This window comes from Enterobacter sp. BIGb0383, assembly GCF_003751845.1.
Taxonomy (GTDB): domain Bacteria; phylum Pseudomonadota; class Gammaproteobacteria; order Enterobacterales; family Enterobacteriaceae; genus BIGb0383.
This window is the reverse complement of record NZ_RJKQ01000001.1, coordinates 692007-716733: the sequence shown is the minus strand read 5'-3', so window position 1 is coordinate 716733 and position 24727 is coordinate 692007. Positions and strand designations below refer to the sequence as shown.

Annotated in this window: 24 protein-coding genes and 2 pseudogenes; 19 read left to right on the top strand and 7 right to left on the bottom strand. The window is 56.1% G+C overall.

The window, feature by feature from the left end:
- Positions 1-20: 20 nt before the first annotated feature.
- Positions 21-1364, top strand: a complete 1344-nt coding sequence (locus tag EDF81_RS03515; protein WP_123346303.1) for a VOC family protein — start codon at positions 21-23, stop codon at positions 1362-1364.
- A 42-nt stretch (positions 1365-1406) separates the two neighbouring features.
- A complete protein-coding gene (locus EDF81_RS03510) occupies positions 1407-2918 on the top strand; it encodes a carboxylesterase/lipase family protein (RefSeq protein WP_123346301.1) in 1512 nt (503 codons plus the stop codon).
- On the opposite strand, the gene EDF81_RS03505 is transcribed toward EDF81_RS03510, so the two are convergent.
- Positions 2915-3760, bottom strand: coding sequence for a LysR family transcriptional regulator (locus EDF81_RS03505; RefSeq protein ID WP_123346299.1), 846 nt, complete (start codon positions 3758-3760; stop codon positions 2915-2917). The two genes, EDF81_RS03510 and EDF81_RS03505, sit on opposite strands and share 4 nt — an antisense overlap.
- Before the next feature lie 111 nt (positions 3761-3871).
- Here EDF81_RS03505 and EDF81_RS03500 point away from each other — a divergent pair, with 111 nt between their 5' ends.
- Both EDF81_RS03500 and EDF81_RS03495 read left to right on the top strand, forming a co-directional pair.
- Complete coding sequence (locus tag EDF81_RS03500) at positions 3872-5041, top strand: pyridoxal phosphate-dependent aminotransferase (RefSeq protein ID WP_123346297.1); 1170 nt, start codon at positions 3872-3874, stop codon at positions 5039-5041.
- Between the two features lie 13 nt (positions 5042-5054).
- Entirely contained in the window at positions 5055-5837 is a 783-nt protein-coding gene (locus EDF81_RS03495) for a transporter substrate-binding domain-containing protein (RefSeq protein WP_123346295.1), read from the top strand.
- A gap of 126 nt (positions 5838-5963) precedes the next feature.
- Here EDF81_RS03495 and EDF81_RS03490 read toward each other — a convergent pair whose 3' ends face one another.
- Positions 5964-6671: a hypothetical protein gene (locus tag EDF81_RS03490; protein ID WP_123346293.1), complete on the bottom strand. Its 708-nt coding sequence runs from the start codon at positions 6669-6671 to the stop codon at positions 5964-5966.
- A gap of 144 nt (positions 6672-6815) precedes the next feature.
- Between EDF81_RS03490 and EDF81_RS24345 the strand changes: the two are divergent.
- The 3 genes and pseudogenes from EDF81_RS24345 to rimL form a co-directional block, all read left to right on the top strand.
- Positions 6816-7016: pseudogene (locus EDF81_RS24345) on the top strand (hypothetical protein); the annotation flags it as partial.
- 87 nt (positions 7017-7103) lie between these two features.
- The gene (locus EDF81_RS03485; protein WP_123346291.1) at positions 7104-8759 is read left to right on the top strand and encodes a glucan biosynthesis protein D; all 1656 of its coding nucleotides are present in this window, start codon (positions 7104-7106) and stop codon (positions 8757-8759) included.
- Between the two features lie 162 nt (positions 8760-8921).
- Entirely contained in the window at positions 8922-9485 is a 564-nt protein-coding gene (gene rimL / locus EDF81_RS03480; protein WP_123346289.1) for a 50S ribosomal protein L7/L12-serine acetyltransferase, read from the top strand.
- On the opposite strand, the gene ydcK is transcribed toward rimL, so the two are convergent.
- Positions 9480-10460, bottom strand: coding sequence for a YdcK family protein (ydcK, locus tag EDF81_RS03475; RefSeq protein ID WP_123346287.1), 981 nt, complete (start codon positions 10458-10460; stop codon positions 9480-9482). The genes rimL and ydcK overlap by 6 nt on opposite strands.
- 93 nt (positions 10461-10553) lie before the next feature.
- On the opposite strand from ydcK, the gene tehA reads away from it, so the two are divergent.
- Complete coding sequence (gene tehA / locus EDF81_RS03470) at positions 10554-11558, top strand: dicarboxylate transporter/tellurite-resistance protein TehA (protein ID WP_123346285.1); 1005 nt, start codon at positions 10554-10556, stop codon at positions 11556-11558.
- A complete protein-coding gene (gene tehB / locus EDF81_RS03465) occupies positions 11555-12151 on the top strand; it encodes a tellurite resistance methyltransferase TehB (RefSeq protein ID WP_123346283.1) in 597 nt (198 codons plus the stop codon). The genes tehA and tehB overlap by 4 nt, the downstream gene beginning before the upstream one ends.
- On the opposite strand, the gene pepT is transcribed toward tehB, so the two are convergent.
- Positions 12148-13377 (bottom strand): peptidase T, encoded by a 1230-nt coding sequence (gene pepT, locus EDF81_RS03460; protein ID WP_123346281.1) that lies wholly within the window; start codon positions 13375-13377, stop codon positions 12148-12150. The genes tehB and pepT overlap by 4 nt on opposite strands.
- Before the next feature lie 131 nt (positions 13378-13508).
- Here pepT and EDF81_RS03455 point away from each other — a divergent pair, with 131 nt between their 5' ends.
- A complete protein-coding gene (locus EDF81_RS03455) occupies positions 13509-15101 on the top strand; it encodes an ABC transporter substrate-binding protein (RefSeq protein WP_404851468.1) in 1593 nt (530 codons plus the stop codon).
- 97 nt (positions 15102-15198) lie between these two features.
- A complete protein-coding gene (locus EDF81_RS03450) occupies positions 15199-15867 on the top strand; it encodes a DUF3313 domain-containing protein (RefSeq protein ID WP_123346277.1) in 669 nt (222 codons plus the stop codon).
- A 35-nt stretch (positions 15868-15902) separates the two neighbouring features.
- Here EDF81_RS03450 and EDF81_RS03445 read toward each other — a convergent pair whose 3' ends face one another.
- Positions 15903-16811, bottom strand: coding sequence for a DMT family transporter (locus EDF81_RS03445; RefSeq protein ID WP_123347661.1), 909 nt, complete (start codon positions 16809-16811; stop codon positions 15903-15905).
- A gap of 181 nt (positions 16812-16992) precedes the next feature.
- On the opposite strand from EDF81_RS03445, the gene EDF81_RS03440 reads away from it, so the two are divergent.
- Positions 16993-17871, top strand: coding sequence for a helix-turn-helix transcriptional regulator (locus EDF81_RS03440; RefSeq protein ID WP_123346275.1), 879 nt, complete (start codon positions 16993-16995; stop codon positions 17869-17871).
- Here the strand turns inward: EDF81_RS03440 and EDF81_RS03435 are convergent.
- Positions 17855-18454 (bottom strand): TetR/AcrR family transcriptional regulator, encoded by a 600-nt coding sequence (locus EDF81_RS03435; RefSeq protein WP_123346273.1) that lies wholly within the window; start codon positions 18452-18454, stop codon positions 17855-17857. The genes EDF81_RS03440 and EDF81_RS03435 overlap by 17 nt on opposite strands.
- Positions 18455-18620: 166 nt before the next feature.
- Between EDF81_RS03435 and EDF81_RS03430 the strand changes: the two genes are divergently transcribed.
- Positions 18621-19019 (top strand): RidA family protein, encoded by a 399-nt coding sequence (locus EDF81_RS03430; protein WP_123346271.1) that lies wholly within the window; start codon positions 18621-18623, stop codon positions 19017-19019.
- On the opposite strand, the gene EDF81_RS03425 is transcribed toward EDF81_RS03430, so the two are convergent.
- Positions 19020-20183, bottom strand: coding sequence for a benzoate/H(+) symporter BenE family transporter (locus tag EDF81_RS03425; RefSeq protein ID WP_123346270.1), 1164 nt, complete (start codon positions 20181-20183; stop codon positions 19020-19022).
- An 86-nt stretch (positions 20184-20269) separates the two neighbouring features.
- Here EDF81_RS03425 and EDF81_RS03420 point away from each other — a divergent pair, with 86 nt between their 5' ends.
- The 6 genes and pseudogenes from EDF81_RS03420 to EDF81_RS03400 all read left to right on the top strand — a co-directional run bounded on the left by EDF81_RS03420 (position 20270) and on the right by EDF81_RS03400 (position 24633).
- Entirely contained in the window at positions 20270-20806 is a 537-nt protein-coding gene (locus EDF81_RS03420; RefSeq protein WP_123346268.1) for a helix-turn-helix domain-containing protein, read from the top strand.
- A 247-nt stretch (positions 20807-21053) separates the two neighbouring features.
- Positions 21054-23021, top strand: coding sequence for a U32 family peptidase (locus EDF81_RS03415; RefSeq protein WP_123346266.1), 1968 nt, complete (start codon positions 21054-21056; stop codon positions 23019-23021).
- A gap of 36 nt (positions 23022-23057) precedes the next feature.
- Positions 23058-23209, top strand: a pseudogene (locus EDF81_RS24200) (IS5/IS1182 family transposase); the annotation flags it as partial.
- 159 nt (positions 23210-23368) lie between these two features.
- Positions 23369-23851 (top strand): Hcp family type VI secretion system effector, encoded by a 483-nt coding sequence (locus tag EDF81_RS03410; RefSeq protein ID WP_123346264.1) that lies wholly within the window; start codon positions 23369-23371, stop codon positions 23849-23851.
- 6 nt (positions 23852-23857) lie between these two features.
- Complete coding sequence (locus EDF81_RS03405) at positions 23858-24307, top strand: STM2901 family protein (protein WP_123346262.1); 450 nt, start codon at positions 23858-23860, stop codon at positions 24305-24307.
- Entirely contained in the window at positions 24292-24633 is a 342-nt protein-coding gene (locus tag EDF81_RS03400; protein ID WP_123346261.1) for a DUF1493 family protein, read from the top strand. The genes EDF81_RS03405 and EDF81_RS03400 overlap by 16 nt, the downstream gene beginning before the upstream one ends.
- Positions 24634-24727: the final 94 nt, after the last annotated feature.

Sequence of the window (24727 nt, the reverse complement as noted above, 5' to 3'; positions counted from 1 at the left end):
ACCCAGGAGAGACGGAAACCATGGCGCAGATCCTTACCGCAGACGAGATTCGGGAGCGTTTTTCACAGGCCATGTCGGCGATGTATCAGCAGGAAGTTCCTCAGTACGGCACGCTGCTGGAACTGGTGGCAGACGTCAATCTGGCGGTGCTGGAGAGCAACCCGATACTGCATCAGACGCTGGTAAACGCCGACGAGCTGGCGCGGCTTAACGTGGAGCGCCACGGGGCGATCCGCGTAGGGAAGGCAGAGGAGCTGTCGATGCTGCGGCGTATTTTTGCCGTGATGGGGATGTCTCCGGTCAGCTACTACGATCTCTCCGAAGCCGGGGTACCGGTTCACTCGACGGCTTTTCGTCCGGTCGATGATGCGGCGCTCTCCCGTAACCCGTTCCGCATTTTCACCTCGTTGCTGCGCCTCGAACTGATCGAAGATACGGCTCTTCGTGAGCGGGCGGCGGCGATCCTCGCTAAGCGGGATATTTTTACGCCGGGTTGCAGGAGGTTGCTGGCGGAGTATGAGGCGCAGGGGGCTTTCAGCCCGGAGCAGGGGCAGGACTTTGTTCGCGAGGTACTGGAAACCTTCCGCTGGCACCGCCATGCCACGGTAGACGAGGCCACCTATCAGGCGCTGCATAACGAACACCGGCTGATTGCCGACGTGGTCTGCTTCCCCGGGTGTCATATTAACCATCTTACGCCGCGTACCCTCGATATTGATCGGGTGCAGGCGCTGATGCCCGAATGTGGGATTGCGCCGAAAATCCTGATTGAAGGCCCGCCCCGGCGTGAGGTGCCGATCCTGCTGCGTCAGACCAGTTTTAAGGCGCTGGAGGAGCCGGTGCTGTTTAATGGCGAGCAGCAGGGAACCCATACCGCCCGTTTTGGCGAGATTGAACAGCGCGGCGTGGCCCTGACGCCGAAAGGACGTGCGCTGTACGATACCCTGCTGCAGCAGGCGGGCACCGGTAAAGAGAATCTGGCTCATCAGCTGCATCTCCAGACGGTGTTTAAACCTTTTCCCGACAGCGAAATGCTGCTGCGTCGCCAGGGACTGGCCTATTTCCGCTATCGTCTGACGCCCTCAGGCGAAGCCCACCGTCAGGCCATTCGTCCGGGCGACGATCCCCAGCCGCTGATTGAACGCGGCTGGGTGCTGGCGCAGCCGATTATTTATGAAGATTTTCTCCCGGTCAGCGCGGCGGGGATTTTCCAGTCGAATCTCGGCAACGAAACCCAGGCCCGTAGCCGGGGCAACAGCAGCCGTGACGCTTTCGAAGCCGCGCTGGGCGGCCCGGTGCTAGATGAGTTCAGGCTTTATCAGGAGGCGGAGGATCGCAGCAAACGCCGTTGCGGCCTGCTGTAAAACAGGTACTCTGCGGGGATGAGATGTAAAAGGGACGAAGTCATGCAAAATCCATCCACGCCGCTCGCTGAAATCCGCCAGGGGAGTCTGCTGGGCGTTAATGACGATACGGTACACGTCTGGCGCGGCATTCCCTATGCCACACCGCCGGTAGGATTGCTGCGCTGGCGAGCGCCGCAGCCGCCGGTACCCTGGTCCGGCGTGCGTCATGCGGACCGCTTTGCCGCCGCCAGCTGGCAGAACGCCGAATACTGCCGGGAACTGGGCGGGGGCGATCCCGGCACCTTTTCCGAAGATTGCCTCTATCTGAACATCTGGTCACCGGCCGTGCGTCGCGACCCGCTGCCGGTGATGGTCTGGCTGCACGGCGGCGGCTTTACCATCGGTTCCGGCGGCCTGCCGCCTTACGACGGTAAAGCCCTGGCGATGCGCGACCTGGTCGTGGTCACGATTAACTATCGCCTTGGCCACTTCGGCTTTTTTGCCCATCCCGCGCTCGACGGTGAAGAGGGCGAAACGCTGCATAACTTTGCCCTGCTCGATCAAATTGCGGCCCTGCGCTGGGTGCAGGAGAATATCCGCGCCTTTGGCGGCGATCCGAATAAGGTCACGCTGTTCGGCGAATCGGCCGGTGCCCAGAGCGTGCTGGCGTTAATGTCCTCCCCGAAAGCCAACGGACTATTCCATAAGGTAATCGTCCAGAGCGGCTATACGCTGCCGGAGACCCCGCGCGCGCAGGCCCTGGAGAAGGGCGTCGCGCTGGGAGCGCATTTTGGCCTGAGCGATGCCACGCCGGAGCAGCTACGGGCGCTACCAGCAGAGACGTTCTGGCCGCTGGTCACGCCGCTGAATATCGGTCCCGCGCCCATTGTCGGCGATGCGGTTCTGCCGCATTCGATCCTCGATACCTTCTTTGCCGGAAAGCAGCATCCGCTGCCGGTGATGATCGGCTCTAACAGCGATGAGGCCAGCGTGATGGCGGTCTTCGGGGTCGATCTGGCCGGGCAGATCCGCAAACTGCGCCGGGAGCGGCGCCTGGGTCTTGGCCTTATCCGGATGCTCTATCCGGGCGTGGTGGGGGACGAAGCCCTGGGCCGTCAGGTCTGTCGCGATATGGCCTTTACGACGCTGGGTTACGTGGTCATGCAGGCTCAGCGCCGCGTCAGGCAGCCCTGCTGGCGCTACTGGTTTGATTATGTCGCGGAAAGCCAGCACCAGACCTATGCCAACGGGGCCTGGCACGGCAATGAAATCCCCTATGTCTTCGATACCCTGATGCTGGCATCGCCGTCGAAGGAGTACGCCAGCGCGGGCGACAGGGCCTTTGCGGCCCAGGTCGCCAATTACTGGGCGAGCTTCGCTCGTGAGGCAAGCGTCGATAATGTGGTACTGCAGGGGCCGGTGCGCTGGCTGGCCTGCGTTAACGGCCGGGATCGACTGCTGCGTATCGGCCTGAATAAGCGCCCCGGTTTCCGACTGGTTAACCGCTTTATGCGCGCCCGGCTGGCGCTATTTCGCCGGGTCATGCGCCATCATGTGAATCTCGATCATTAACCTTCATCGAGCAGACTGCGCCGAAAAGCCGCCAGCCCGGCGGCTTTGCCACGCGACTCATGCACAACCAGCCGATAACAGGCCCCGGTTTTAACGCTCAGATCAAAGGGCCGCAGCAGCCGACCGGCACGCACATCCTCCGCCACCAGGGCTTCATCGGCAATGGCGGCGCCAAAGCCCTGTATCGCGGCGGTGATCGCCAGGTCCATGGTGTCGAAGTGTTGATTTTTATGCATAACCGGCAGCGTTTCCGTATGGCGTGACAGCCAGAGCGTCCAGTCGGTTTTGTCCCGCGTCGGGTGCAAAAAGGTGAGGGCGGAGAGCGCATCCCGCCCGGCCAGATCCGGACTGATAACCGGTGTCAGCGCCTCCTCAAACAGCAAATCGCCCGCGCTAAGCTGGGTTCCAAACACAATGGCCGCGTCAAAAGGCTCGGTTTTGAAATTCACCGTGTGGTCGATGGTGGTGGTCAGCAGCACCTGCAGCTCGGGGCTTTCTCGTTCCAGGCGCAGCAGGCGCGGAACCAGCCAGCGCATGGCGCAGGTGGGGGCCTTCAGGCGCACCAGGGTCTGCTGCTGGCGCGCCTGCTCGGCCACGTTCAGCAGCTGTTCAAAGGCGGCCTGTAACTCCGGGCGCAGGGCGCTGCCCTGGGGCGAGAGACGTAATCCTCTGGCGTGACGTTCGAAAAGCGGAAAACCAAACCAGCTCTCAAGGGCGGCAATTTTGCGGCTGACCGCACCCTGAGTCAGGCACAGCTCGCGGGCGGCATGGGTCAGGTTCAGATGCCGGGCGGTGACCAGAAAGGCTTCAAGCGTATTGAGCGGCGGCGGAGTGCGCGGCATGGTGGCTCCAGCTATGCAATTATGTCATGGCTATTATGACAACAAATCGTTTGTCGCGGCAACGGGCTTTGGTTTGAATAGTTATGCACTTTTAATGAGAAAGGATTAACCATGACCCTGCGTACTTCCGTAAAAACGCGTTCCAAATTGCCGGATGTCGGCACCACCATCTTTACGGTCATCGGCCAGCTTTCTGCTCAGCATAATGCCATTAACCTTTCTCAGGGCGCGCCCAACTTCTCCTGCGATGCCCGCCTGATTGACGGCGTCACCCGGGCGATGTCCGAAGGGCACAATCAATATGCGCCAATGACCGGGCTGCGGACCTTAAAAGAGCGGATCGCCGGGAAAATCAGCGACCTTTATGGTACGCATTATGACGTTGACAGCGAAGTGCTGATCACCGCCAGCGCCAGTGAGGCGCTCTATTCCGCCATCAGCGGGCTGGTGCATCCGGGTGATGAGGTGATCTACTTCGAACCCTCTTTTGACAGCTATGCGCCAATCGTCAGGCTGCAGGGCGCAACCCCGGTGGCGATTAAGCTGACGGTCCCGGATTTTAGTATTAACTGGGACGAAGTGCGCGCAGCTATTACTTCGCGTACGCGGATGATTATCGTCAATACGCCGCATAACCCCAGCGGCCAGGTCTTCAGCAAGGACGATCTGGAGCAGCTTGCGTCTGTGACCCGCAATACCGATATTGTGATCCTCTCCGACGAAGTCTATGAGCACGTGGTGTTTGACGGTGAAGCGCATCACGGGATGGCAACCCATCCGCAGCTGGCCGAGCGCAGCGTGATCGTCTCTTCTTTTGGTAAGACCTATCATGTCACCGGCTGGCGCGTGGGCTACTGCGTGGCCCCGGCGGCGTTAATGGATGAGGTGTGCAAGGTACACCAGTTCCTGATGTTCTCCGCCGATACCCCGATGCAGTACGCCTTTGCCGAACAGATGACCGATCCGCAAAGCTGGCTGTCTCTGTCCGCCTTCTACCAGCGCAAGCGGGATCTGCTCCAGAGTCTGCTGGCCGATGCGCCGTTCCGCCTGCTGCCCTCCGCCGGGTCGTTCTTCCTGCTGGCGGACTACAGCGGGTTCAGCGCGGAATCTGACAGTGATATGGTGAAGCGGCTGATCGTTGAGTGTGGCGTTGCCACCATTCCGCTGTCGGCGTTTTATGCCGACGGAACGGACAATAAACTGATTCGCCTCTCTTTTGCTAAAGACGAGGCAACGTTACGGGCAGGCGCGCAGGCCCTGTGTCGTGTTACTCCACGCTGAGGAGCGTAAAAAGATGAAAGTAAAAGCACTCTTACTGGGAATGGGTATGCTCTGTTCACTCTCTTCGTTCGCGGCAACGGAGCTGCGATACGGTCTGGAAGCGGAGTATCCGCCGTTTGAAAGCCGCAACGCGTCGGGCGAGCTGGAAGGGTTTGATATCGATCTGGGCAAGGCCATCTGCGCCGCTGCCGAACTGAAATGCAGCTGGGTGGAAACCTCTTTCGACGGGCTGATCCCGGGCCTGGTGGCGAAAAAGTTTGATGCCATCAACTCGGCGATGAACATTACCGACCAGCGTCGCCAGAGCATTGATTTTACCCAGCCGATTTACCGTATTCCGTCCCAGCTGGTAGGCAAAGCCGACAGCGGGATGGCGGATAACTCCGCTGAGGCGCTGAAAGGGAAAACCATCGGCGTACTGCAGGGTTCCATTCAGGAAACCTATGCTAAAGAGCACTGGGAAAAGCACGGTGTCACCGTGGTGTCTTATAAAGATCAGAATATGGCATGGGCTGACCTGCTGAATGGCCGCATCGACGCCTCGCTGGTGATGTCCGCAGCCGGGCAGGCGGGTTTCCTGAGCAAGCCGCAGGGGAAAGGCTTTGGCTTTATCGGTAAGCCGGTCGCCGATGATACGATCCTCGGTAGCGGGATTGGTTTCGGGCTGCGTAAAGGCGATGAGGCAACCAAAAAGCAGCTCGATGCCGCAATCGATAAAGTTCGCGCTGACGGCACCATCACTAAACTGGCCGCGAAATATTTCCCGGGTATTGATGTGAGCGTCAGCGCACAATAATTATCTTATTTTACCGTTCTCCCCCGGCCGACGATGTCCGTCCGGGGGATTTTTATTCCGAACTAAACACAACACTACCTGGCATGTATTCTATATCAGATTCAACTCATTAGATGGATGATATTATTAAAAATGGTTTTGTCGTCTTAATCTTGAATGGTCAAAGCTTTGTATCTCTTGATTTAAGCCAGCAACGGGTTCGAAAATGAGTTTGTTGATTGAAGATTCTCGCTGCGATGCTTCCTTCTTCATTAGTAATGAATAGGACCACAGGTTCGCATTGTCCGCAGATGAGGTGTCTTGGCACTTAAATATAACCTTATTCCCGATTGCCTCTCTTTGATATCCGAACTTTTGAAGTCCGAGAATTTCCCTTGCCGTTACTACATGATAACCAGATTGATAATTCCAGAGATTTTCTGGAGCTAGTAAGGACATCAGATGAAAATCTGCATGCCGGTGAATACCTCCAAGCACCCATGCATCATTCAGAGTAGTAGCCCATTTATCCATCATTAAGATGTTGCCAGGCGCATTTGTCTTCCAGAGATATTCATCTTTATTTAAATCAAATTGTGCTAATACACTTTCTCTCCATAGATCACCTGAACGGCCTATTAACATTGGTCCCGTTGACATAAGTGCTTTTTTATAAACGAGCCAACAATATTCAGTCAGGTCGTTTACATGGTTCTTACGTCTTTTGCCATTATGGAATTGATTAGTAAGTTCCTCATTGACAATGCCATTTTGTTCCTCCCACACAAAAGGGTTTTCTTTACTTTTAGTCCCAAGTGATTCTATATCTCGTCTTAACGTTAATAAGTCATACATGCTAACCTCTTTGTTGGCTTATCTATTATTATCACACATTGTGAATGTTCTAGACCGAAGTTGCCGAAAATTCCAGCACGCAATTGTTAGATGATCTTTCGGAATCTCTGCCAGAGAAAACGGGCTGGCGATTATATCCGTTAAAGCAATCGGATACTGGCTGGAGGTAAGTTTCGTCGGCTGAGACCAGCCAAAGTCGAAAGGTCAAAAAGAAGCAAACACAGGGCCACTAATTTATACATATCTTTACGCCGCTTTCAGGCTGCTCCCATCGACAGAAAATATTTCGCGTTTTGCTCAGATATTCAGCGCTCAACAATTGGATTTTTAATGAATTTTGTCTAGAGTGAGCCCTCTTAACGCCGTATTTCCTGCCGCAGTCTGGCAGTGACGCGGGCACTATTCACCGACCAGAAGGACGTTTTCGCAGGCATGAACCGCAGACGATTTATCCAGGGCTCCCTGGCGCTTGCCGCCGCAACCGGCACCACCGGAATCGCCAGCCTCTTCTCGCGCGCCGCCTTTGCTGCCGAATCCGATATTGCTGACGGCCAGTCCCGTCGCTTTGATTTCGACACGCTGCAATCGATGGCCCATGACCTGGCGCAGACTCCCTGGGGCGGCGCACCGCGTCCGCTGCCGGAGACGCTGGCAAACTTAACCCCGCAGGCCTATAACAGCATTCAGTACGATGCTGCTCACTCCCTGTGGAACAATATCGAAGGCCGTCAGCTTGACGTGCAGTTCTTCCACGTCGGCATGGGCTTCCGCCGCCGCGTGCGTATGTTCTCGCTCGATTCTGATAGCCGCCAGGCGCGGGAGATCCATTTCCGCCCGGAGCTGTTCCAGTATAACGATGCCGGTGTCGATACCCGCCAGTTGGAAGGGCAGACCGACCTCGGCTTTGCCGGTTTCCGCGCTTTCAAAGCCCCGGAGCTGGCCCGCCGTGACGTGGTGTCGTTCCTCGGTGCCAGCTACTTCCGCGCGGTAGACAGTACGTATCAGTACGGCCTGTCCGCCCGCGGTCTGGCGATTGACACCTTTACCGACACGCCGGAAGAGTTCCCGGACTTCACTTCCTTCTGGTTTGAAACCGCCAAGGCCGATGACACCAGCTTTACCGTCTACGCGCTGCTCGACAGTCCGAGCATCACCGGTGCCTATAAGTTCATTATCCACTGCGAGAAGAGCCAGGTGATTATGGAGGTCGATAACCGCCTCTATGCCCGTAAGGACATCAAGCAGCTGGGTATCGCCCCGATGACCAGTATGTTCAGCTGTGGCAATAACGAACGCCGCATGTGTGACACCATTCACCCGCAAATTCACGACTCCGACCGTCTGGCCATGTGGCGCGGTAACGGGGAGTGGATCTGCCGTCCGCTGAATAACCCGCAGAAGCTGCAATTTAACGCCTTTGAGGATAAAAACCCGAAAGGCTTCGGGCTGCTACAGCTGGACCGCGATTTCTCCCACTATCAGGACATTATGGGCTGGTATAACAAGCGACCGAGCCTGTGGGTCGAACCGCGTAACAAGTGGGGTAAGGGCAGTATCGGCCTGATGGAGATCCCGACTACCGGCGAAACTCTGGATAATATCGTCTGCTTCTGGCAGCCGGAAAAACCGATCAAAGCCGGTGACGAGCTGGAGTTTACCTATCGTCTCTACTGGAGCGCGCAGCCGCCGGTGCGTTCGCCAATGGCGCGGGTGATGGCAACCCGTACCGGGATGGGCGGCTTCCCGGAAGGCTGGGCGCCGGGCGAGCACTACCCGAAAGTGTGGGCGCGCCGCTTTGCTATCGACTTTGTCGGCGGGGACCTCATCGCCTCGGCACCGAAAGGTATCGAGCCGGTGATCACGCTCTCTAACGGGGAAGCGAAGCAGGTGGAGATCCTCTACGTTGAGCCGATTGACGGCTACCGTATCCAGTTTGACTGGTATCCGACCAACGACTCCACCGACCCGGTCGAAATGCGGATGTTCCTGCGCTGTCAGGGCGATGCGATCAGCGAAACCTGGCTGTACCAGTATTTCCCGCCGCCGCCGGATAAGCGTCAGTACGTTGACGACCGGATTATGCGTTAATCCGTCATAACACAGGCCCTTAAATGGGCCTGTTTTTTTTCCGCGCACGACAGCTCCCCGATATTAATAGCTTTCATCCCCGTCCGCTTTCAGTTACAAACTTGTTAAAGATATATTTTCGGGCGCATGACCCGTTGGCATTAGCATTTCAGGGGAGGCTTAATGAACACAACCTACGAACACGTGGTGGACGAGATCCGCATCAACGACCAGTTGCTGCTGCGTGCGGCCAGCGAATGCTATGTGCCGGAACTCCACCGGATGGTGCAACGCAATAAGGACCAGCTCCAGCACTCCCTCGACTGGCCTCAGTATGTTAAAGCGGAAGACGACACCCGTAAAAATGTGCAGGGTAATGTGATCCTGCATCAGCGCGGCTTTGCCAAAATGTTTTTGATCTTCGCGCGTGAAGTGCTGGTGGGGGTGATCTCCTTTAACCTGATTGAGCCTTCGAATAAAACGGGTTATATCGGCTACTGGCTGGATGACGAGAATAAAGGGAAGGGGCTGCTGTCGAAGGCGCTGCAGGCCTTGATCCACTACCATGCCGACAGCGGCGAGCTGCGCCGCTTTGTGATCAAATGTCGGGTGGCGAACGAAGCCAGCAATCAGGTGGCGCTGCGTAACGGGTTCCAGCTGGAAGGCTGCCTGAAACAGGCCGAGTTTCTGAACGGCGAGTTCTGGGATCAGAATATCTACGGCCGGATTATCGAGAAAAGCCTATAGCAGACCGACCAGCGGCGTACGGGTAATACACTGCTGGTCGTCCACCACTTTCGGGCCGCGCAGATGAATGCTGTCGCTGTGCCGGGCATCGATAATCGCGTTATCCCGCAGCGCAATATGATGCTCGATCAGCACATCGCCATAGATTTGTACTCGCCCTTCAATCAGCACGTTATCGTCAAGCAGCAGCGGGCCGCCGCGCAGGTAAGCATGGCCGCCAACCCGGACATGATGACGCAGCACGCAGTTGCCCTCAACGGTGGCATGTTCCGCGACCTGAGCGCTGTAGCGCAGCGTCGGAATGGCATCCTCTTCGTCGCCCGCCAGCAGCCGGGCATGATCGTAGACCTTCGCACAGTCGCACACCCAGACGTTATTCAGGGCGTTTCCCTCCAGGCGGGCAAAGCCGAAGACCTCGGCCCGGTGCTCAATAAACGCCATCCGCACCACGGCATCGCCGTATATTTGCGCCTGATGGACAACCCGGGAGTCGATAACTCTGGCCCGGTCATAGATATGCAGCCGCTGCGTATCTTCGTCGGTCAGGCCGCGCATCCCGATAATATGGCTATGATCCAGCACCTGCGCATCGCCGGAAAGGCGGCACTCTCCCTGTACGATTGACTGCTTCACCGTGACGTTGTCACTGATTCTTGCGCCCTGGCCAATGCGGCTTTCATCTATCCAGGCCATTCCCTCAATGACCGCGCCATGGCTGACTTCGCAGGGGCCGGTCAGTCGCGCATCACCGCGAATAAGGGCCCCGGAAAACACCATGCTGTTGTGATCGTAGATCCAGCAGTAACCCTGCTGCGAGAGCGCGCTTTCATCGTCGATCCAGCCGCCAGGCGTGCCGGCGGTGACATCGGCAAAGTCAGCAACGGCGATAATCTGGCGCAGCAGAAGGCTGCACTTTTCACCGTTGTGCTGGTATGTGAAGGGGCGAGGTTCTTCGCTGAGGCGGTATTTTTGCATTCGTTTCCCTGGCTGACGCTTTCCTTTAAAGCTAGCAAAGATTAACGCGCTGACATAAAATGCATTTGAAATACATTTTAAAGTTTCAACAGAATGCAGAACGATAAGAACGCGATACCGGCGCTAAATCTACCGTCGGGTTATTTTGGTATGGTGCTGGGCATCATTGGTATGGGGTTCGCCTGGCGCTATGCCGCGACGATCCTGCCGGTTGGCCGCTGGCCCGGCGATACGCTGGTGGTGCTGGCCATCATTATCTGGAGCCTGCTGACGCTGGCGCTGCTGGTCAGGTTGATCCGCTTTCCCTGGAGCGTGGTGGCCGAAATGCGCCATCCGGTGATGAGCAATTTCGTCAGCTTGTTTCCGGCGACCACCATGCTGGTGTCGATTGGCGTGCTGCCCTGGACCCGAACCCTGGCGCTGGGGCTGTTCAGTATCGGCGTTGTGCTACAGCTCGGCTATGCCGCCTGGCAAACGGCGGGGCTGTGGCGAGGCAAACACCCGAGGGAAGCCACCACGCCCGCGCTCTATCTGCCGACGGTGGCAAACAATTTTATCAGCGCCATGGCCTGCGGGGCGCTGGGCTTTAACGATGCCGGACTGGCGTTTCTGGGCGCGGGTATCTTCTCCTGGATAAGCCTGGAACCGGCGATTTTGCAGCGTCTGCGCAGTACCGACGAACTGCCCGTGGCTCAGCGGACTTCGCTTGGGATCCAGCTGGCTCCGGCGCTGGTGGCCTGTAGCGCCTGGCTTAGCGTTAACGGCGGTCACGGCGATACGCTGGCGAAAATGTTGTTTGGCTACGGTCTGCTGCAACTGCTGTTTACTCTGCGGCTAATCCCCTGGTATCTGCGTCAGCCGTTTAATGTCTCTTTCTGGAGCTTCTCGTTCGGCGTCTCGGCGCTGGCGACCACCGGCCTGCATCTGGGACACGAAGCGGGGTCCGGTTTTTATCATAATCTGGCTATACCGCTGTTTATCTTCACCAATATAATTATCGCGCTGCTGTTGCTGCGCACGCTGCTGCTGTTAATTCAGGGCAGGTTGCTGCTGCGCACCGACAGCGTGATGCTGAAAAAACCTGAGGAGAGAAAATGACAATCCGTGAAATCGGCTACTTTAGCGAAAAATATGCAATGACCCCGACCCACTCCGAGGTACTGCACGCCACGACGATTATCGCGCCGGGCAAGGCGCTGGATCTGGGCTGTGGTAACGGGCGTAACAGCCTGTGGCTTGCTTCTCAGGGATTTGATGTCACCGCGTGGGATAAAAACCCGGGCAGTATTGAAAATCTGCAGCGCATTGTCAGCGCGGAAGGGATGGAAAATCTGCATTCTGAGATTGCCGATCTGAACCAGCTGCGTTTTGACGGCGAGTACGACTTTATTCTTTCCACCGTCGTGCTGATGTTCCTGCAGCCGGAAACCATCCCTGGCCTTATCGACAATATGCAGCGCTGCACGCGTCCCGGCGGCTATAACCTGATCGTGGCGGCGATGGATACGGAAGACTATCCGTGCACCGTCGGCTTCCCGTTTGCCTTTAAAACCGGCGAGCTGCGGCAGTACTATGCGGGCTGGGAGCTGCTGAAGGATAACGAAAACATCGGTGAGCTACACCGCACCGACGCTAACGGTAACCGTATCAAGCTGCGTTTTGCCACGCTGCTGGCGCGTAAGCCCGATTAACGGGCCGCCAGCAGACAGAGCTGGTGCGCGACCTTGTACGAGGCCTCAAAGGCTCTGAGCGGCAGAAACTCAAATTTTGAGTGGAAGTTATGCGCACCGGTAAAGAAGTTCGGCGTCAGCAGGCCTTTGGCCGATAGCGCCGCACCGTCGGTACCGCCGCGCATCGGGGTCGGTTTCGGGGTAATGCCGAGAGAGGTCATTGCCTCGAACATCAGATCCACCGCGCGGCGATCCTCGCCGATAGCGTTGCTGATATTGCTGTAGGTATCGCTAATCTGGAATTCCACTTTTGCCGTCGGGTACTGCGCGGCAATCTTCTCTGCCACATCGGCGATCTGCTGCTTGCGCTGCTCGAAGCTTGCCAGGTCAAAGTCACGAATGCTGGCATTCAGTACCGCATAGCTCTGCACCGCCTGCATTCCGTTAAACCAGACATAGCCTTCGCGTCCGGCGGTATGCTCCGGCGTCTGCAGCCGGTCGAAGTGGCTGATAAAGTCGGTCGCCATCAGCAGCGGGTTCACCAGAACGCCTTTCGATGACATCGGGTGTGCGGTGACGCCGGTAAAACGGATCTCCGCCGCCGCCGCGTTAAAGTTTTCATAGACGATCTCGCCCAGTTCGCAGCAGTCGATAGTCCAGGCAAAATCGACGTCGAAGCGCTTCAGATCCAGCGCCTTAGCGCCGCGCAGGCCCACTTCTTCATCCGGCACAAAGGCCACCACGATATCCCCGTGGCGATCCGCCGCCGTCAGGTTCTCCAGCAGCGTCATCACCACCGTGACCGCCGACTTATTGTCCGCGCCCAGCACGCTGGTTCCGTCGCTAAAAATAATCTCTTCACCTGGATACGCGAGGATCTCCGGATGCTCACTGACCCGCAGCCAGATGTCTTTTTCCGGGTTAAGACAGAGGTCTTCACCAGTAAAGGTGAGGATTTGTGGATGAATATCCGGTGACAATCCGACGTCAACGGTGTCGATATGGGTAATAAAACCGATGCGCGGCGCGCCCGGCACGTTGCCTTTTTTGACCGCCGTAACGGTGGCGTGCTCGTCGATCACAATCTCCTCAAGACCCAGGTTTTTCAGCTCCTGCGCCAGTTCGCGGGCCATATCGTGCTGGCCTGCGGTGGTCGGCAAGGTGGTGGCCGCAGGATCGCTCTGACTGGTGATGGCGAGATAGCGAAAGAAGCGTTGGGTTAATTGACTGCTCAGCTGCGAGGACATAGTGATTCCTTCTTTATTTGATTTATCAGGTGTTTGCAATAGAACTTTAATGTTATGTATTAAACCGCAAACGACAAGAAAATAATTAGCCATCAAATAAATTAGCCATCAGAGATAAAAGGCCGAACATGATGATAAGGAAAAGCACAACATTCATTCTGACGCTCGCCGCACTCAGCGTCAGTTCCGCCGTTGCGGCCAAAACCCTGGTCTACTGCTCCGAAGGATCGCCGGAGAACTTTAACCCTCAGCTCTATACCTCGGGCACCAGCGTGGATGCCAGCGCGGTACCGGTGTATAACCGTCTGGTGGATTTTAAACCCGGCACCACCGAGCTGCTGCCGAGCCTGGCAGAGCGCTGGGAAGTGAGCGAAGACGGCAAGGTGTACACCTTCCATCTGCGTAAAGGCGTGAAGTTCCAGAGCAACAAATACTTTACCCCGACCCGCGACTTTAACGCCGACGATGTGATCTTCTCGTTTATGCGACAGAAAGATCCCAAACACCCTTATCACAACGTCTCTAACGGTAACTATTCCAACTTTGAAAGCCTGGAGTTCGCGACCCTGATTACCGCCATTGATAAGATCGATGACTACCAGGTGCGTTTCACGCTGGCCCATCCTGAAGCGCCATTTGTTGCCGACTTAGCATGGTATTTCGCCTCGATTCTGTCGGCGGAATATGCTGATGCGATGATGAAGGCGGGCACCCCGACGCGGGTGGATATGGACCCGATTGGTACCGGACCGTTTAAGCTGGCCCAGTATCAGAAAGATTCACGCATCCTGTTTACCGCTTTCCCGGATTACTGGGATGGCAAACCTAAGCTGGATCGTCTGGTCTTCAGCATCACGCCGGACGCCTCGGTCCGTTTTGCCAAGCTGGAGAAAAACGAGTGTCAGGTGATGCCGTTCCCTAATCCCGCCGATCTACCGCGGATGAAAGAGAACAAAGATATCAACCTGATGAGCAAAGCGGGGCTGAATACCGGCTTCCTCGCCTTTAATACCCAGAAAGCGCCGCTGGATAACGTCAAGGTGCGTCAGGCCCTGGCGATGGCTATTAATAAGCCAGCAATCATTGAGGCCGTCTTCCACGGCACCGGTATTGCGGCGAAAAACCTGCTGCCGCCGGGCGTGTGGAGCGCCGACAGCGAGCTGAAAGATTATGACTACGACCCGGGAAAAGCACGTGCCTTGCTGAAAGAGGCCGGGTTTGCCAACGGCATGAGCATCGATCTGTGGGCCATGCCGGTTCAGCGTCCTTATAACCCGAACGCCAAACGGATGTCGGAGATGATTCAGGCCGACTGGGCGAAAATTGGCGTACAGGCCAAAATCGTGACCTATGAGTGGGGCGAATACCTCAAGCGCGTGAAGGGCGGTGAACACCAGGCGGCGCTGATGGGCTGGACCACGGCGACCGGCGACCCGGATAACTTCTTCGGACCGCTGTTTACCTGTACCTCGGCCAACGGGGGGTCTAACTCAGCCAAATGGTGCTACAAGCCGTTTGATAAGCTGATTGCCGATGCCAAAGCCATCAGCGACCAGGGCCAGCGTACCGAGCTGTACAAGCAGGCGCAGCAGATGATGCACGATCAGATGCCGGCGGTGATGATTGCCCACTCGACTATCTTTGAGCCGGTACGCAAAGAGGTGACGGGCTACGAGGTCGATCCGTTCGGCAAGCATATTTTCACTCAGGTCGATATAAAGTAAATAATCAGGGCGCGCATTGCGCCCTTTTTTAACCCCACCAGGCGTACTGTTTTTTGCTATACCTTTTAGGCGAACCCGCAAAAACAGAGATAACCTTATGCGTACACTGAACCTTTTCCACGTTGCAGCGCTGGCTGGCGTGCTGGCGCTGTCCGGATGTGCCTCTAACGTCACTAAGCCTGAGCAGTTCTCCGGTTTTTTAAAAGATTATTCAGGTTTGCAGCAAACGACATCCCCCTCGGGTAAACCGGTTTTACGCTGGGTGGCCCCCGATTTTAATGCGGCTAAGTATGACAGCCTGGTCTTTACTCCCGTCAGCTATTACCCGGTACCTAAACCCACCGCGCAGATTAGCCAGCCGGTGCTCGATCAGGTGCTGTCTTACACCGACAACAAACTGAAAACGGCGGCCGGCCAGCGGTTACAGCTGGTGACTACGCCGGGACCGCGCAGCCTGATCTTCCGCGGCGCCATCACCGGTGTCGATACCAGCAAAGAGGGACTGCAGATCTATGAAGTGATCCCGGTGGCGATGGTGGTGGCCGGGACCCAGATGGCAACCGGGCATCGCAGTATGGATACCCGACTGTTCTTTGAGGGCGAGTTGATTGATGCAGCCACGCAGAAACCGGTGCTTAAAGTGGTGCGCCAGGGCGAAGGCAAGACAGTCTCCAATGAGAAAACGCCGTTGAAACTGAGCGATCTGCGCGGTGTTATCGATAATATGGCGACCGACATTACGCTCTTCGATCTGCACAAAAAATAGTTCTGATTGCCCCGCCTTTTGTGCGGGGCGTTGCCTTACGCCGTTTCCCGACGCAACCGTCGGCTTTTAAACCAGTTTTCCGGTCGGGAAAACATCACCAGATTCCCCAGCAGTATCAATGCCAGCCCGGCGACCGCATTCGCACTCCAGCTGTAGCCTTCGTAAAGGGTGGAAAGCGTGAGAGCGACCAGCGGAAACAGCAGGGTGCTGTAAGCGGCTTTGCCGGGGCCAATACGCCCGACCAGGGTGAAGTAGGCACCAAAGCCAATCACCGAACCAAATATTGCCAGATAGACCAGTGCGCCCAGGTAGCTCGTGGTCCACTCCGGCGTAAAAGCGTCGCCGCGAATCAGGGCGATGCTGCCCATTACCAGAGTTCCCCACATCATCGCCCACGCATTGGTGGTCATCACATCCAGCCCGTTGCGCTGATGGCGCAGGCTGATCATATTGCCCAGCGAGAAACCGTAGGTGCCGAGCGCCGACAGGCCGATCCCCAGCAGCAGCGTAGTGCTCAGAATGCTGGCGGTGAGATCGTGCCAGAAGAGGGTGACGATACCGAGCAGGCCCATCCCGGCAGCGACGTAAAAACGGGCAGGCGGTCTCTGGCCGAAGAACAGGAAGCTGTTAATCGCGTTGAACAGGACGGCCATCGAGAAAATCACCGATTCGAGGCCGGAGCTGATCCAGGCGGCGGCGGTATAAAAACACCAGAAGTTAAAGGCAAAAACGCAGCACCCTTGCAGCACGCAGAAGAGATGATCCCGCAGCGCCATTTTGCGCAGGCGGCGCAGGGCGACAAGTGTGAGCATCATCACTGCGCTGGCGACGGCAAAGCGCCAGAAGATGGAGACAGGGGCGGGAACCGGTCCCTGTTGAAGATAAATACCAATCCAGGTGGTGCCCCAGATGGCCACAACCAGCGTATAAAGCAGCGCGTTCATAAAATCACTCGTCATCGTGGTAAAACCCGATTCTGGGCCGATGGCGGAAAGGGCGCTTGCAGCAGCCTGCGCTGGACTTGCAAAATCTTGCGCTTTTTCCCTTGCCGGTCGTAAACAGCGCTGGTCAGCACCGGAAACAGCCCATAGACTGGAGTCCTTGTCCCTTTGTTATCCAGTTGTTATGTCACAGACTTACGAAGCCTTTGAAAACCTGCGCAGACACAACGCGGTCTTACATGACGCCGTGGCGCTGAATGACGGAATTCATCTGGCGGCGTGGTCCAATAAGCGCGACAGCATCACCCAGTATTGTGACCACCATACGCTGAGTCTGTACGTGGCCGACGGCTACGAGAGCTACCACAAAACGGCGGGCGGCTGGAAAAACGGTGGCGGGCCGGATCGCTTCTGCCTGATGCCAAAAGAGAGTGAATCGAGCTGGGAGATCCGCGACGATCTCTCCTTTGTGCACCTTTACTGCACCGATAACCATCTGCGTGAGATTGGGGAAAAGATCTGGGATCGTAGCCCGGCATCGCTGAGCCTGGATGAAAAAACCTTTGGCGACGATCCGCGCATTACGTCTGTCTATCGTCAGTTTCTGCTGAACTGCGACTGGCAGCAGCAGGCCAATCAGCTGTTATTGAGCAGCGCCAGCACGCTGCTGCTGACCCATCTTATCCAGCACTACACCAACGTTCAGTGGCGGCTGCCGAAGGTTACCGGCGGGTTGGCACCTTACGTGCTGCGCAATATCCTCGCTTTTATTGAAGCGAATCTGGCGATGCCGCTGACTCTGGCGGATCTTGCCGCTGAGGCAGCGCTTAGCGAGTATCATTTTGCCCGCATGTTCCGCCAGTCAATGAATATGGCACCGCACCAGTACGTGATGCAGCGGAGAATGGCGCTGGCGCAGCAGATGGTGCGCCACACAGAGATGCCCCTGACGGATATTGCGCTGGCCTGCGGATTCAGCTCCGCCAGCCATTTCAGTAACCGCTTCCGGCAGGTGACCGGCCAAAGCCCGTCGCAGCTCAGGGCAGCTAACCAGCGTCCGTAGCCAGCAGGCCTCTGGCCAGCACTTCAAACGCCGTGACGGCACGGGGATACACCGCCTGCGGATCGTCTGCGGCAGCAATCCACAGGGCGGCGTTAAGGGCCGCACCGTTCACCAGCCGTGCGGCGGCCTCGGCGTCAACCTCTCTGAAAATTCCTTCGGTTGTCAGCACTTCAATGCGCTGCAGGGTGGTCAGCAGGCAGGCGTTCTGATTGGGCCAGCTGGAAGGATCGCCCAGCACCGCCGGGCCGTCGAGCAGCATAATACGCTGCACTTCCGGCTCCAGCGCGGTGCGGATATACGTCAGGCATTCGGCGAGAAAGCCGCGCCACAGGTCGCTTTCCTGCTCTCGTGCCGTACGCATTTGCTGGAGGATCTCCGAGTCCATTTCGTCGATCACCGCCCGCAGCAGCCCTTTTTTATCGCCAAAATTATGATACAGCGCACCGCGGGTCAGGCCCGCGCTGGCGGTCAGTTCATCCATTGAGGCGGCGGCGTAGCCCTTTTCAGCAAAGGCGATTCTCGCTGCCTGAATCAGTTTGTGTCGGGTCTCTTCGACCATTTCCGCTCGTCGTCTGGCTGCCATAATCCTGTTCACCTTAATTAAGATACGTAGCGTATGCTAGTTGACATACGCCACGTATATGAAACATAGTAAATATACGCTGCGTATGTGATTTAGACAACCGGCAGCGATCATACGCGTTCGTATTCGCGTTTTCCTGATAATTATTGACGTAAAGGTAACAGACATGACGACACGTACCGCTATTTTCCCTGCCGGACGCCAGGCGCTGTATGACATTAACCGTTACTCGGCGGCCATTCGTTCCGGGGATCTGCTGTTTGTCTCAGGGCAGGTCGGCAGTCGCGAAGATGGCTCCCCGGAGCCGGATTTCAGAAAGCAGGTTGAACTGGCATTCAGCAACCTGAAGGCGGTGCTGGCTGCGGCAGGTTGTACCCTTGATGATGTGGTTGACGTCACGTCATTCCATACGGACCCGGAACCGCAGTTCGGCGATGTTCAGGCCGTGCGGCTGGCGGCCTTCGGCGATGCGCCGCATCCAAACTGGACCGCTGTCGGCGTTAACTGGCTGGCCGGTTTCGATTTTGAAATTAAAGTGATTGCGCGTATTCCGCAGGCGGCATGACTATCTGTTGCGCGCCAGCGACAGCAACGCGTAGCTGGCACCGCCCGCCACCAGTCCCCAGAAAGCTGACCCGATCCCGGCAAGCGTCACGCCGCTGGCGGTCATTAAGAAGGTCACCACCGCCGCGTCGCGGTGGTTTTCATTGCTCAGCGCCTGGACCAGGCTGCCGCTGATGGTGCCCAGCAGGGCCAGCCCGGCCAACATCTGGATCCAGCTGGTCGGCAGTGCCGCCATCACGCCGGTAATCGACCCGCCAAATATTCCTGCCAGTATATAGAATACGCCCGCTGCGGCTGCGGCCCGCCAGCGCTGATCGCGGTCCGGATGCGCGTCCGGGCTCTGACAGATCGCGGCGGTAATCGCCGCGATACAGATGGAGTAGACGCCAAAAGGCGACAGCACCAGCGCCATTACCCCGGAAATCATCATAAGGGGCGACACCGGCACGCCATAACCGGCCGCGTTCATGGTGGCGATCCCCGGCGCATTCTGCGAGGCCATGGTCACGAGGAAAAAGGGCACGCCGACGCTCAGGAGCAGCGCCGGGGAGAAGATCGGCATGGTAAACTCGGGCGCGGCGAGGGCAAAGGAGAGGTTTTGCGTGACAATGTCACCTTTTGTGATCGCCACCAGAAGGCCAACAAAGAGTGCCGCGACAATAGCGTAACGCGGCGCAAAAGCTTTACCCAGAAGCCAGGTCAGTAGCATACTGCCGCACAGTAAAAACTGTCCGTCGAGGGTGGCAAAGGCCTGAAGCCCGAATCGCAGCAGTACGCCGGCCAGCATGGCGGCGGCAATCGACGGCGGAATGATTTTCATTAGCCGGGCAAACAGGCCGGTTGCACCGCAGAGAACGATCAGGGCGTTGGCAAAAATAAACACGCCAACGGCTTCATTAAGCGTCGCGCCCTGCAGGCTGGTTGCCAGCAGCGCCGCACCCGGCGTGGACCAGGCGGTCAGCACCGGCACCCGATGCCAGAGCGTCAGCAGCAGCGTGCTGACGCCCATCGCCAGCCCGAGCGCGGTCATCCACCCGGCAATCTGGGCGGTGGTCGCCCCGGCGACGGAAGCGGCCTGCCAGATAATGGCGGCGGAGCTGGCATAGCCTACCAGGACGGCAACAAAACCGGCCAGCAGAGTGGGAAAGGGTGTAGCGCGAAGCATAACAAGACCTTGTGCGTTATAGCGTCCGTGAAGTGTAACGCTGTGCGCTATAACGTACAACTGAAACGCAGAGAAAAGGATTGATGATGGATATTGCACAGCATCTTGCTGCCACCCTGAAAACACAGAGGCAGGCGCGCGGATGGAGTTTGTCAAAGCTGGCGGAAAATACCGGCGTTTCAAAAGCCATGCTGGGGCAGATCGAGCGCAATGAATCCAGCCCGACGGTTGCGACCCTGTGGAAAATAGCGACAGGCCTGAACGTACCGTTCTCGGTCTTTATTACCCCGTCAGAGGGCGGTGCCTTCGATCCCCAGCAGCAGGCGATGGTGATTACGCCCGTTTTCCCGTGGGATCCGGAGCTCTGTTTTGACCATCTCTCTATTCACCTGGCGCCGGGGGCGTTGAGCGAATCTACGCCGCATGAAAAGGGCGTGATTGAGCATGTGGTGGTGATCGACGGGGTGCTGGATATGTGCGTTAACGGCGAGTGGCAAAGTCTGTCAACAGGCAGCGGCCTGCGTTTCGCCGGTGATTTACCCCATGCCTATCGCAACAGCAGCGGTACGACGGTGCATTTCCATTCGCTGATCCACTATCCAAAAGAAAAAGCCGCCCGATAAGGGGCGGCAAAAACAGAACGGAACGTAGAACGACATAAAACGATTCACAACAACATAACGTGACGAGGTGTCCGGAATACATTGCTACTCTAACGGCTGCCTGCTGGCGCGAGAAATAGCAATTTCATCAATGCTTTGCCGGAATGTGCAAAACACCTGCTGACAAAGGGGGAAAAGTCATTCCGTCCGGCGACGCTTCTGACTACAATAGCGGCCATTTTGCCCATAACGGATAACGATAAAGAGTATGCGCCTGCAATCCCATCACCTTGAACTTCTCAGCCCGGCACGCGACACCGCCATCGCCCGCGAAGCCATTCTGCATGGCGCGGACGCGGTCTATATCGGCGGCCCCGGCTTTGGTGCGCGGCATAACGCCAGCAACAGCCTGAGCGACCTTGCCGCGCTGGTGCCTTTTGCCCACCGCTACGGGGCAAAGGTGTTCGTTACTCTGAACACCATTCTTCATGATGATGAGGTTGAACCGGCCCGGCAGATGATTACCGACTGCTATAACGTCGGGATTGATGCGCTGATCGTGCAGGATATGGGCATTCTTGAGCTGGATATCCCGCCGATTGAGCTGCACGCCAGTACCCAGTGCGATATTCGCAGCGTGGAGAAGGCGAAATTCCTCGGCGACGTGGGCTTCAGCCAGATCGTTCTGGCCCGCGAACTGAATCTGCAGCAGATTGCCGATATTCATAACGCTACCGACGCAACCATTGAATTCTTTATCCACGGCGCGCTCTGCGTGGCCTATTCCGGGCAGTGCAATATCTCCCACGCCCAGACCGGACGCAGCGCCAACCGCGGCGACTGCTCTCAGGCCTGCCGTCTGCCTTATACCCTGAAAGACGATCAGGGCCGGGTCGTGGCCTATGAAAAACACCTTCTGTCGATGAAAGATAACGACCAGACCGCCAATCTGGCGCAGCTGATCGATGCCGGTGTGCGCTCCTTCAAAATTGAAGGGCGTTATAAAGACATGAGCTACGTAAAGAACATTACCGCGCACTACCGCCAGATGCTGGACGCGATTATCGACGATCGCGGCGATCTGGCCCGCAGTTCAGCCGGGCGGACGGAGCACTTCTTTATTCCGTCTACGGACAAAACCTTCCACCGTGGCAGCACCGATTACTTTGTGAATGACCGCAAAGTCGATATCGGCGCCTTTGACTCGCCGAAGTTTATCGGCCTGCCGGTGGGGGAAGTGCTGAAAGTCAGCAAAGACCATCTTGATGTTGAGTCCCGCGAACTGCTGACCAACGGCGACGGGCTGAACGTGATGATCAAACGTGAAGTGGTCGGATTCCGCGCCAATACGGTGGAGAAAACCGGCGAAAACCGCTATCGCGTCTGGCCAAACGAGATGCCGAAAGATCTCTATAAAGTACGCCCGAATCAGCCTCTGAACCGTAACCTGGACCATAACTGGCAGCAGGCGTTACTGAAAACTTCCAGCGAACGCCGTATCGCGGTGGATATGGTGCTGGGCGGAACGCAGGAACAACTGACCCTGACGCTGACCAGCGAAGAGGGCGTGAGCGTCACCCATGCGCTGGCAGGTGAATTTGCCGAAGCCAATAACGCGGATAAAGCGCTGAGCAGTCTCAAAGACGGCCTGGCAAAGCTGGGGCAGACGATCTACTACCCGCGTGAGATCCAGCTCGACCTGCCGGTGGCGCGCTTTGTGCCTAACGCCCAGCTTAATCAGCTGCGTCGTGAAGCGGTGGATTTGCTCGACGAGGCCCGTCTGGCGGCGTACCCGCGCGGCAGCCGAAAAGCGGTCGCGGTGCCGGCACCGGTTTACCCGGAAACGCATCTCTCCTTCCTGGCCAACGTTTATAACCAGAAAGCGCGTGAGTTTTACCATCGCTACGGCGTGCAGCTGATCGACGCCGCCTACGAGGCGCACGAAGAGAAGGGCGACGTGCCGGTGATGATCACCAAACACTGCCTGCGCTTTGCCTTTAACCTGTGCCCGAAACAGGCGAAAGGATCGATTAAAAGCTGGCGTGCGACGCCGATGCAGCTGGTACACGGCGACGAGGTGCTGACCCTGCGTTTTGACTGCCGTCCCTGCGAAATGCACGTTGTCGGCAAGATGAAAAATCACATTCTGAAGATGCCGCTGCCGGGCAGCGTGGTGGCGTCCATCAGTCCGGACGATCTGCTCAAGACCTTGCCGAAGCGCAAGGGCGCACAGTAAAAACGAAGGGGCCAGAATCTGGCCCCTTCAGACTTATTCGAATTCATCCGTGATACCCAGGGCCATCGTTATGGTCCTGATAATGGCGGACCTGCTGTTGACCCATCTGTCTGATTAAAATGATGCTCCTCGGGTATTTATCCGGCATCCCGCCAAAACGCTGGCAACTCACTAACGAAGTTTATGTCTGAGTCAGCCAGTAAGCATGTCCCATTAATTTGATTTACTCTGCAAGGCATAGCGCTTACACTTTATTTCGACTTAAGTTAAATTAAGTGGTGCTGGTTATGTGTGATATAAGTTAAATTCACGTAGCGCATGATTTAAAACAACACGGAGGAAATGACATGGCTATTCTAGGGAATATGTGGTTATTCGATGATGGCGGCGCGCTTATCAAAGGCGGTTGTGATGTTCAGAACCGAGAATATAGTATTGAATTCAAAGGGCTGCACCATAATTTGTCTACGCCTACAGATAACATGACAGGAAAACCTACCGGTAAACGCATTCACTCACCTTTGATGATTGTTAAAGAGTTTGATTATTCCAGCCCGTATTTGTATAAAGCTGTTGCGACTGGTCAGACTTTAAAAAAGGCTGAGCTTAAGTTCTATAAAATAAATGATGCTGGTCAGGAGGCTGAATACTTCAACATCCTTCTGGAAGGTGTTCGTATTGTATCTGTATCTCCATCAATGGCTGCGCCAGAGGATACGAATAACAACCATATGGAACAAATTGAATTTCGTTATGAAAGAATCACATGGAAACATAACGACGGCAATATTATCTTCTCTGACTCATGGAATGAGCGCTCAACGGTTTAATTCACTATGGATACTACAGAAGAGGTTAACGGAACATATTTTTATAGAGGTCACCCGAATTTATCGGTGGGTGAACTATTAAATGTGATATTTCTTGAAGAGTTCTGCAAAGAGTTAGGGATAGACTCTATTTCCGCAGCTGCAATCTTGTCGGGTCAGCCGTGGTTAGGTACGCGAGGGAAACCGAAAGGTGCTCAACTGGGAACGAGTGTTGTTTCAAAATACGCCCGAATAATCATGAGAGATGCGCGTATGCCTTATGGGATTAAGGTTCCTACTCCTGTAGGGGTCAGAATGCAGAAATCAAATAAACTTGCTGCTATTATTGCCAGGTGGATTCCCTGGCTAGGTTGGGCTTCACTGGCAATGAGTCTCTATCGTGTCTCTACCCGAACGCAAGAGAAATACAACTTGATTGCTAAGCCGAAAGATAGAATTCAATGGACGGCGTTTTAATGGCGATTACAGAGGATGTTTTATCGCTGTTCCGTCAAGAGATACCCGGTTATTTGGAAAACTGGAAAGAAGTTCCATTAAGACTCGATTCTGATCTGTTTGATTATCCGCGTGATGATCTAAAAGATGCGTTAGATAAATTTCAGAGGGAATTTAACGTAAGTCTTGAAGGTGTGGACTGGTCCTTATACTTTCCGTGGGAGTATACACCATTGCTCAAACGGTGGTTCACCCTTAAGCGAGAAGAGGTGGAAGCAAGCCGTATCCCCCTTACTGTTAGAATGTTTGCTGAGTCAGCAGCAGTTGGGAAATGGTTATTTGGTTAAACATGATTAAGATATTTAAGTCAGTGCAATTAACGGACTGACTGCCATGCTTAAACAAGCTTCTACTCATCAGTCTTAGTCTGAAGGGGCCATT

What these genes read in the sequence shown, in the direction of transcription:
- EDF81_RS03515 (WP_123346303.1), top strand. Translation starts at nt 21, where the DNA reads ATGGCGCAGATCCTTACCGCAGACGAGATTCGGGAGCGTTTTTCACAG.
- EDF81_RS03510 (WP_123346301.1), top strand. Translation starts at nt 1,407, where the DNA reads ATGCAAAATCCATCCACGCCGCTCGCTGAAATCCGCCAGGGGAGTCTG.
- EDF81_RS03505 (WP_123346299.1), bottom strand. Translation starts at nt 3,760, where the DNA reads ATGCCGCGCACTCCGCCGCCGCTCAATACGCTTGAAGCCTTTCTGGTC.
- EDF81_RS03500 (WP_123346297.1), top strand. Translation starts at nt 3,872, where the DNA reads ATGACCCTGCGTACTTCCGTAAAAACGCGTTCCAAATTGCCGGATGTC.
- EDF81_RS03495 (WP_123346295.1), top strand. Translation starts at nt 5,055, where the DNA reads ATGAAAGTAAAAGCACTCTTACTGGGAATGGGTATGCTCTGTTCACTC.
- EDF81_RS03490 (WP_123346293.1), bottom strand. Translation starts at nt 6,671, where the DNA reads ATGTATGACTTATTAACGTTAAGACGAGATATAGAATCACTTGGGACT.
- EDF81_RS03485 (WP_123346291.1), top strand. Translation starts at nt 7,104, where the DNA reads ATGAACCGCAGACGATTTATCCAGGGCTCCCTGGCGCTTGCCGCCGCA.
- rimL (WP_123346289.1), top strand. Translation starts at nt 8,922, where the DNA reads ATGAACACAACCTACGAACACGTGGTGGACGAGATCCGCATCAACGAC.
- ydcK (WP_123346287.1), bottom strand. Translation starts at nt 10,460, where the DNA reads ATGCAAAAATACCGCCTCAGCGAAGAACCTCGCCCCTTCACATACCAG.
- tehA (WP_123346285.1), top strand. Translation starts at nt 10,554, where the DNA reads ATGCAGAACGATAAGAACGCGATACCGGCGCTAAATCTACCGTCGGGT.
- tehB (WP_123346283.1), top strand. Translation starts at nt 11,555, where the DNA reads ATGACAATCCGTGAAATCGGCTACTTTAGCGAAAAATATGCAATGACC.
- pepT (WP_123346281.1), bottom strand. Translation starts at nt 13,377, where the DNA reads ATGTCCTCGCAGCTGAGCAGTCAATTAACCCAACGCTTCTTTCGCTAT.
- EDF81_RS03455 (WP_404851468.1), top strand. Translation starts at nt 13,509, where the DNA reads ATGATAAGGAAAAGCACAACATTCATTCTGACGCTCGCCGCACTCAGC.
- EDF81_RS03450 (WP_123346277.1), top strand. Translation starts at nt 15,199, where the DNA reads ATGCGTACACTGAACCTTTTCCACGTTGCAGCGCTGGCTGGCGTGCTG.
- EDF81_RS03445 (WP_123347661.1), bottom strand. Translation starts at nt 16,811, where the DNA reads ATGAACGCGCTGCTTTATACGCTGGTTGTGGCCATCTGGGGCACCACC.
- EDF81_RS03440 (WP_123346275.1), top strand. Translation starts at nt 16,993, where the DNA reads ATGTCACAGACTTACGAAGCCTTTGAAAACCTGCGCAGACACAACGCG.
- EDF81_RS03435 (WP_123346273.1), bottom strand. Translation starts at nt 18,454, where the DNA reads ATGGCAGCCAGACGACGAGCGGAAATGGTCGAAGAGACCCGACACAAA.
- EDF81_RS03430 (WP_123346271.1), top strand. Translation starts at nt 18,621, where the DNA reads ATGACGACACGTACCGCTATTTTCCCTGCCGGACGCCAGGCGCTGTAT.
- EDF81_RS03425 (WP_123346270.1), bottom strand. Translation starts at nt 20,183, where the DNA reads ATGCTTCGCGCTACACCCTTTCCCACTCTGCTGGCCGGTTTTGTTGCC.
- EDF81_RS03420 (WP_123346268.1), top strand. Translation starts at nt 20,270, where the DNA reads ATGGATATTGCACAGCATCTTGCTGCCACCCTGAAAACACAGAGGCAG.
- EDF81_RS03415 (WP_123346266.1), top strand. Translation starts at nt 21,054, where the DNA reads ATGCGCCTGCAATCCCATCACCTTGAACTTCTCAGCCCGGCACGCGAC.
- EDF81_RS03410 (WP_123346264.1), top strand. Translation starts at nt 23,369, where the DNA reads ATGGCTATTCTAGGGAATATGTGGTTATTCGATGATGGCGGCGCGCTT.
- EDF81_RS03405 (WP_123346262.1), top strand. Translation starts at nt 23,858, where the DNA reads ATGGATACTACAGAAGAGGTTAACGGAACATATTTTTATAGAGGTCAC.
- EDF81_RS03400 (WP_123346261.1), top strand. Translation starts at nt 24,292, where the DNA reads ATGGACGGCGTTTTAATGGCGATTACAGAGGATGTTTTATCGCTGTTC.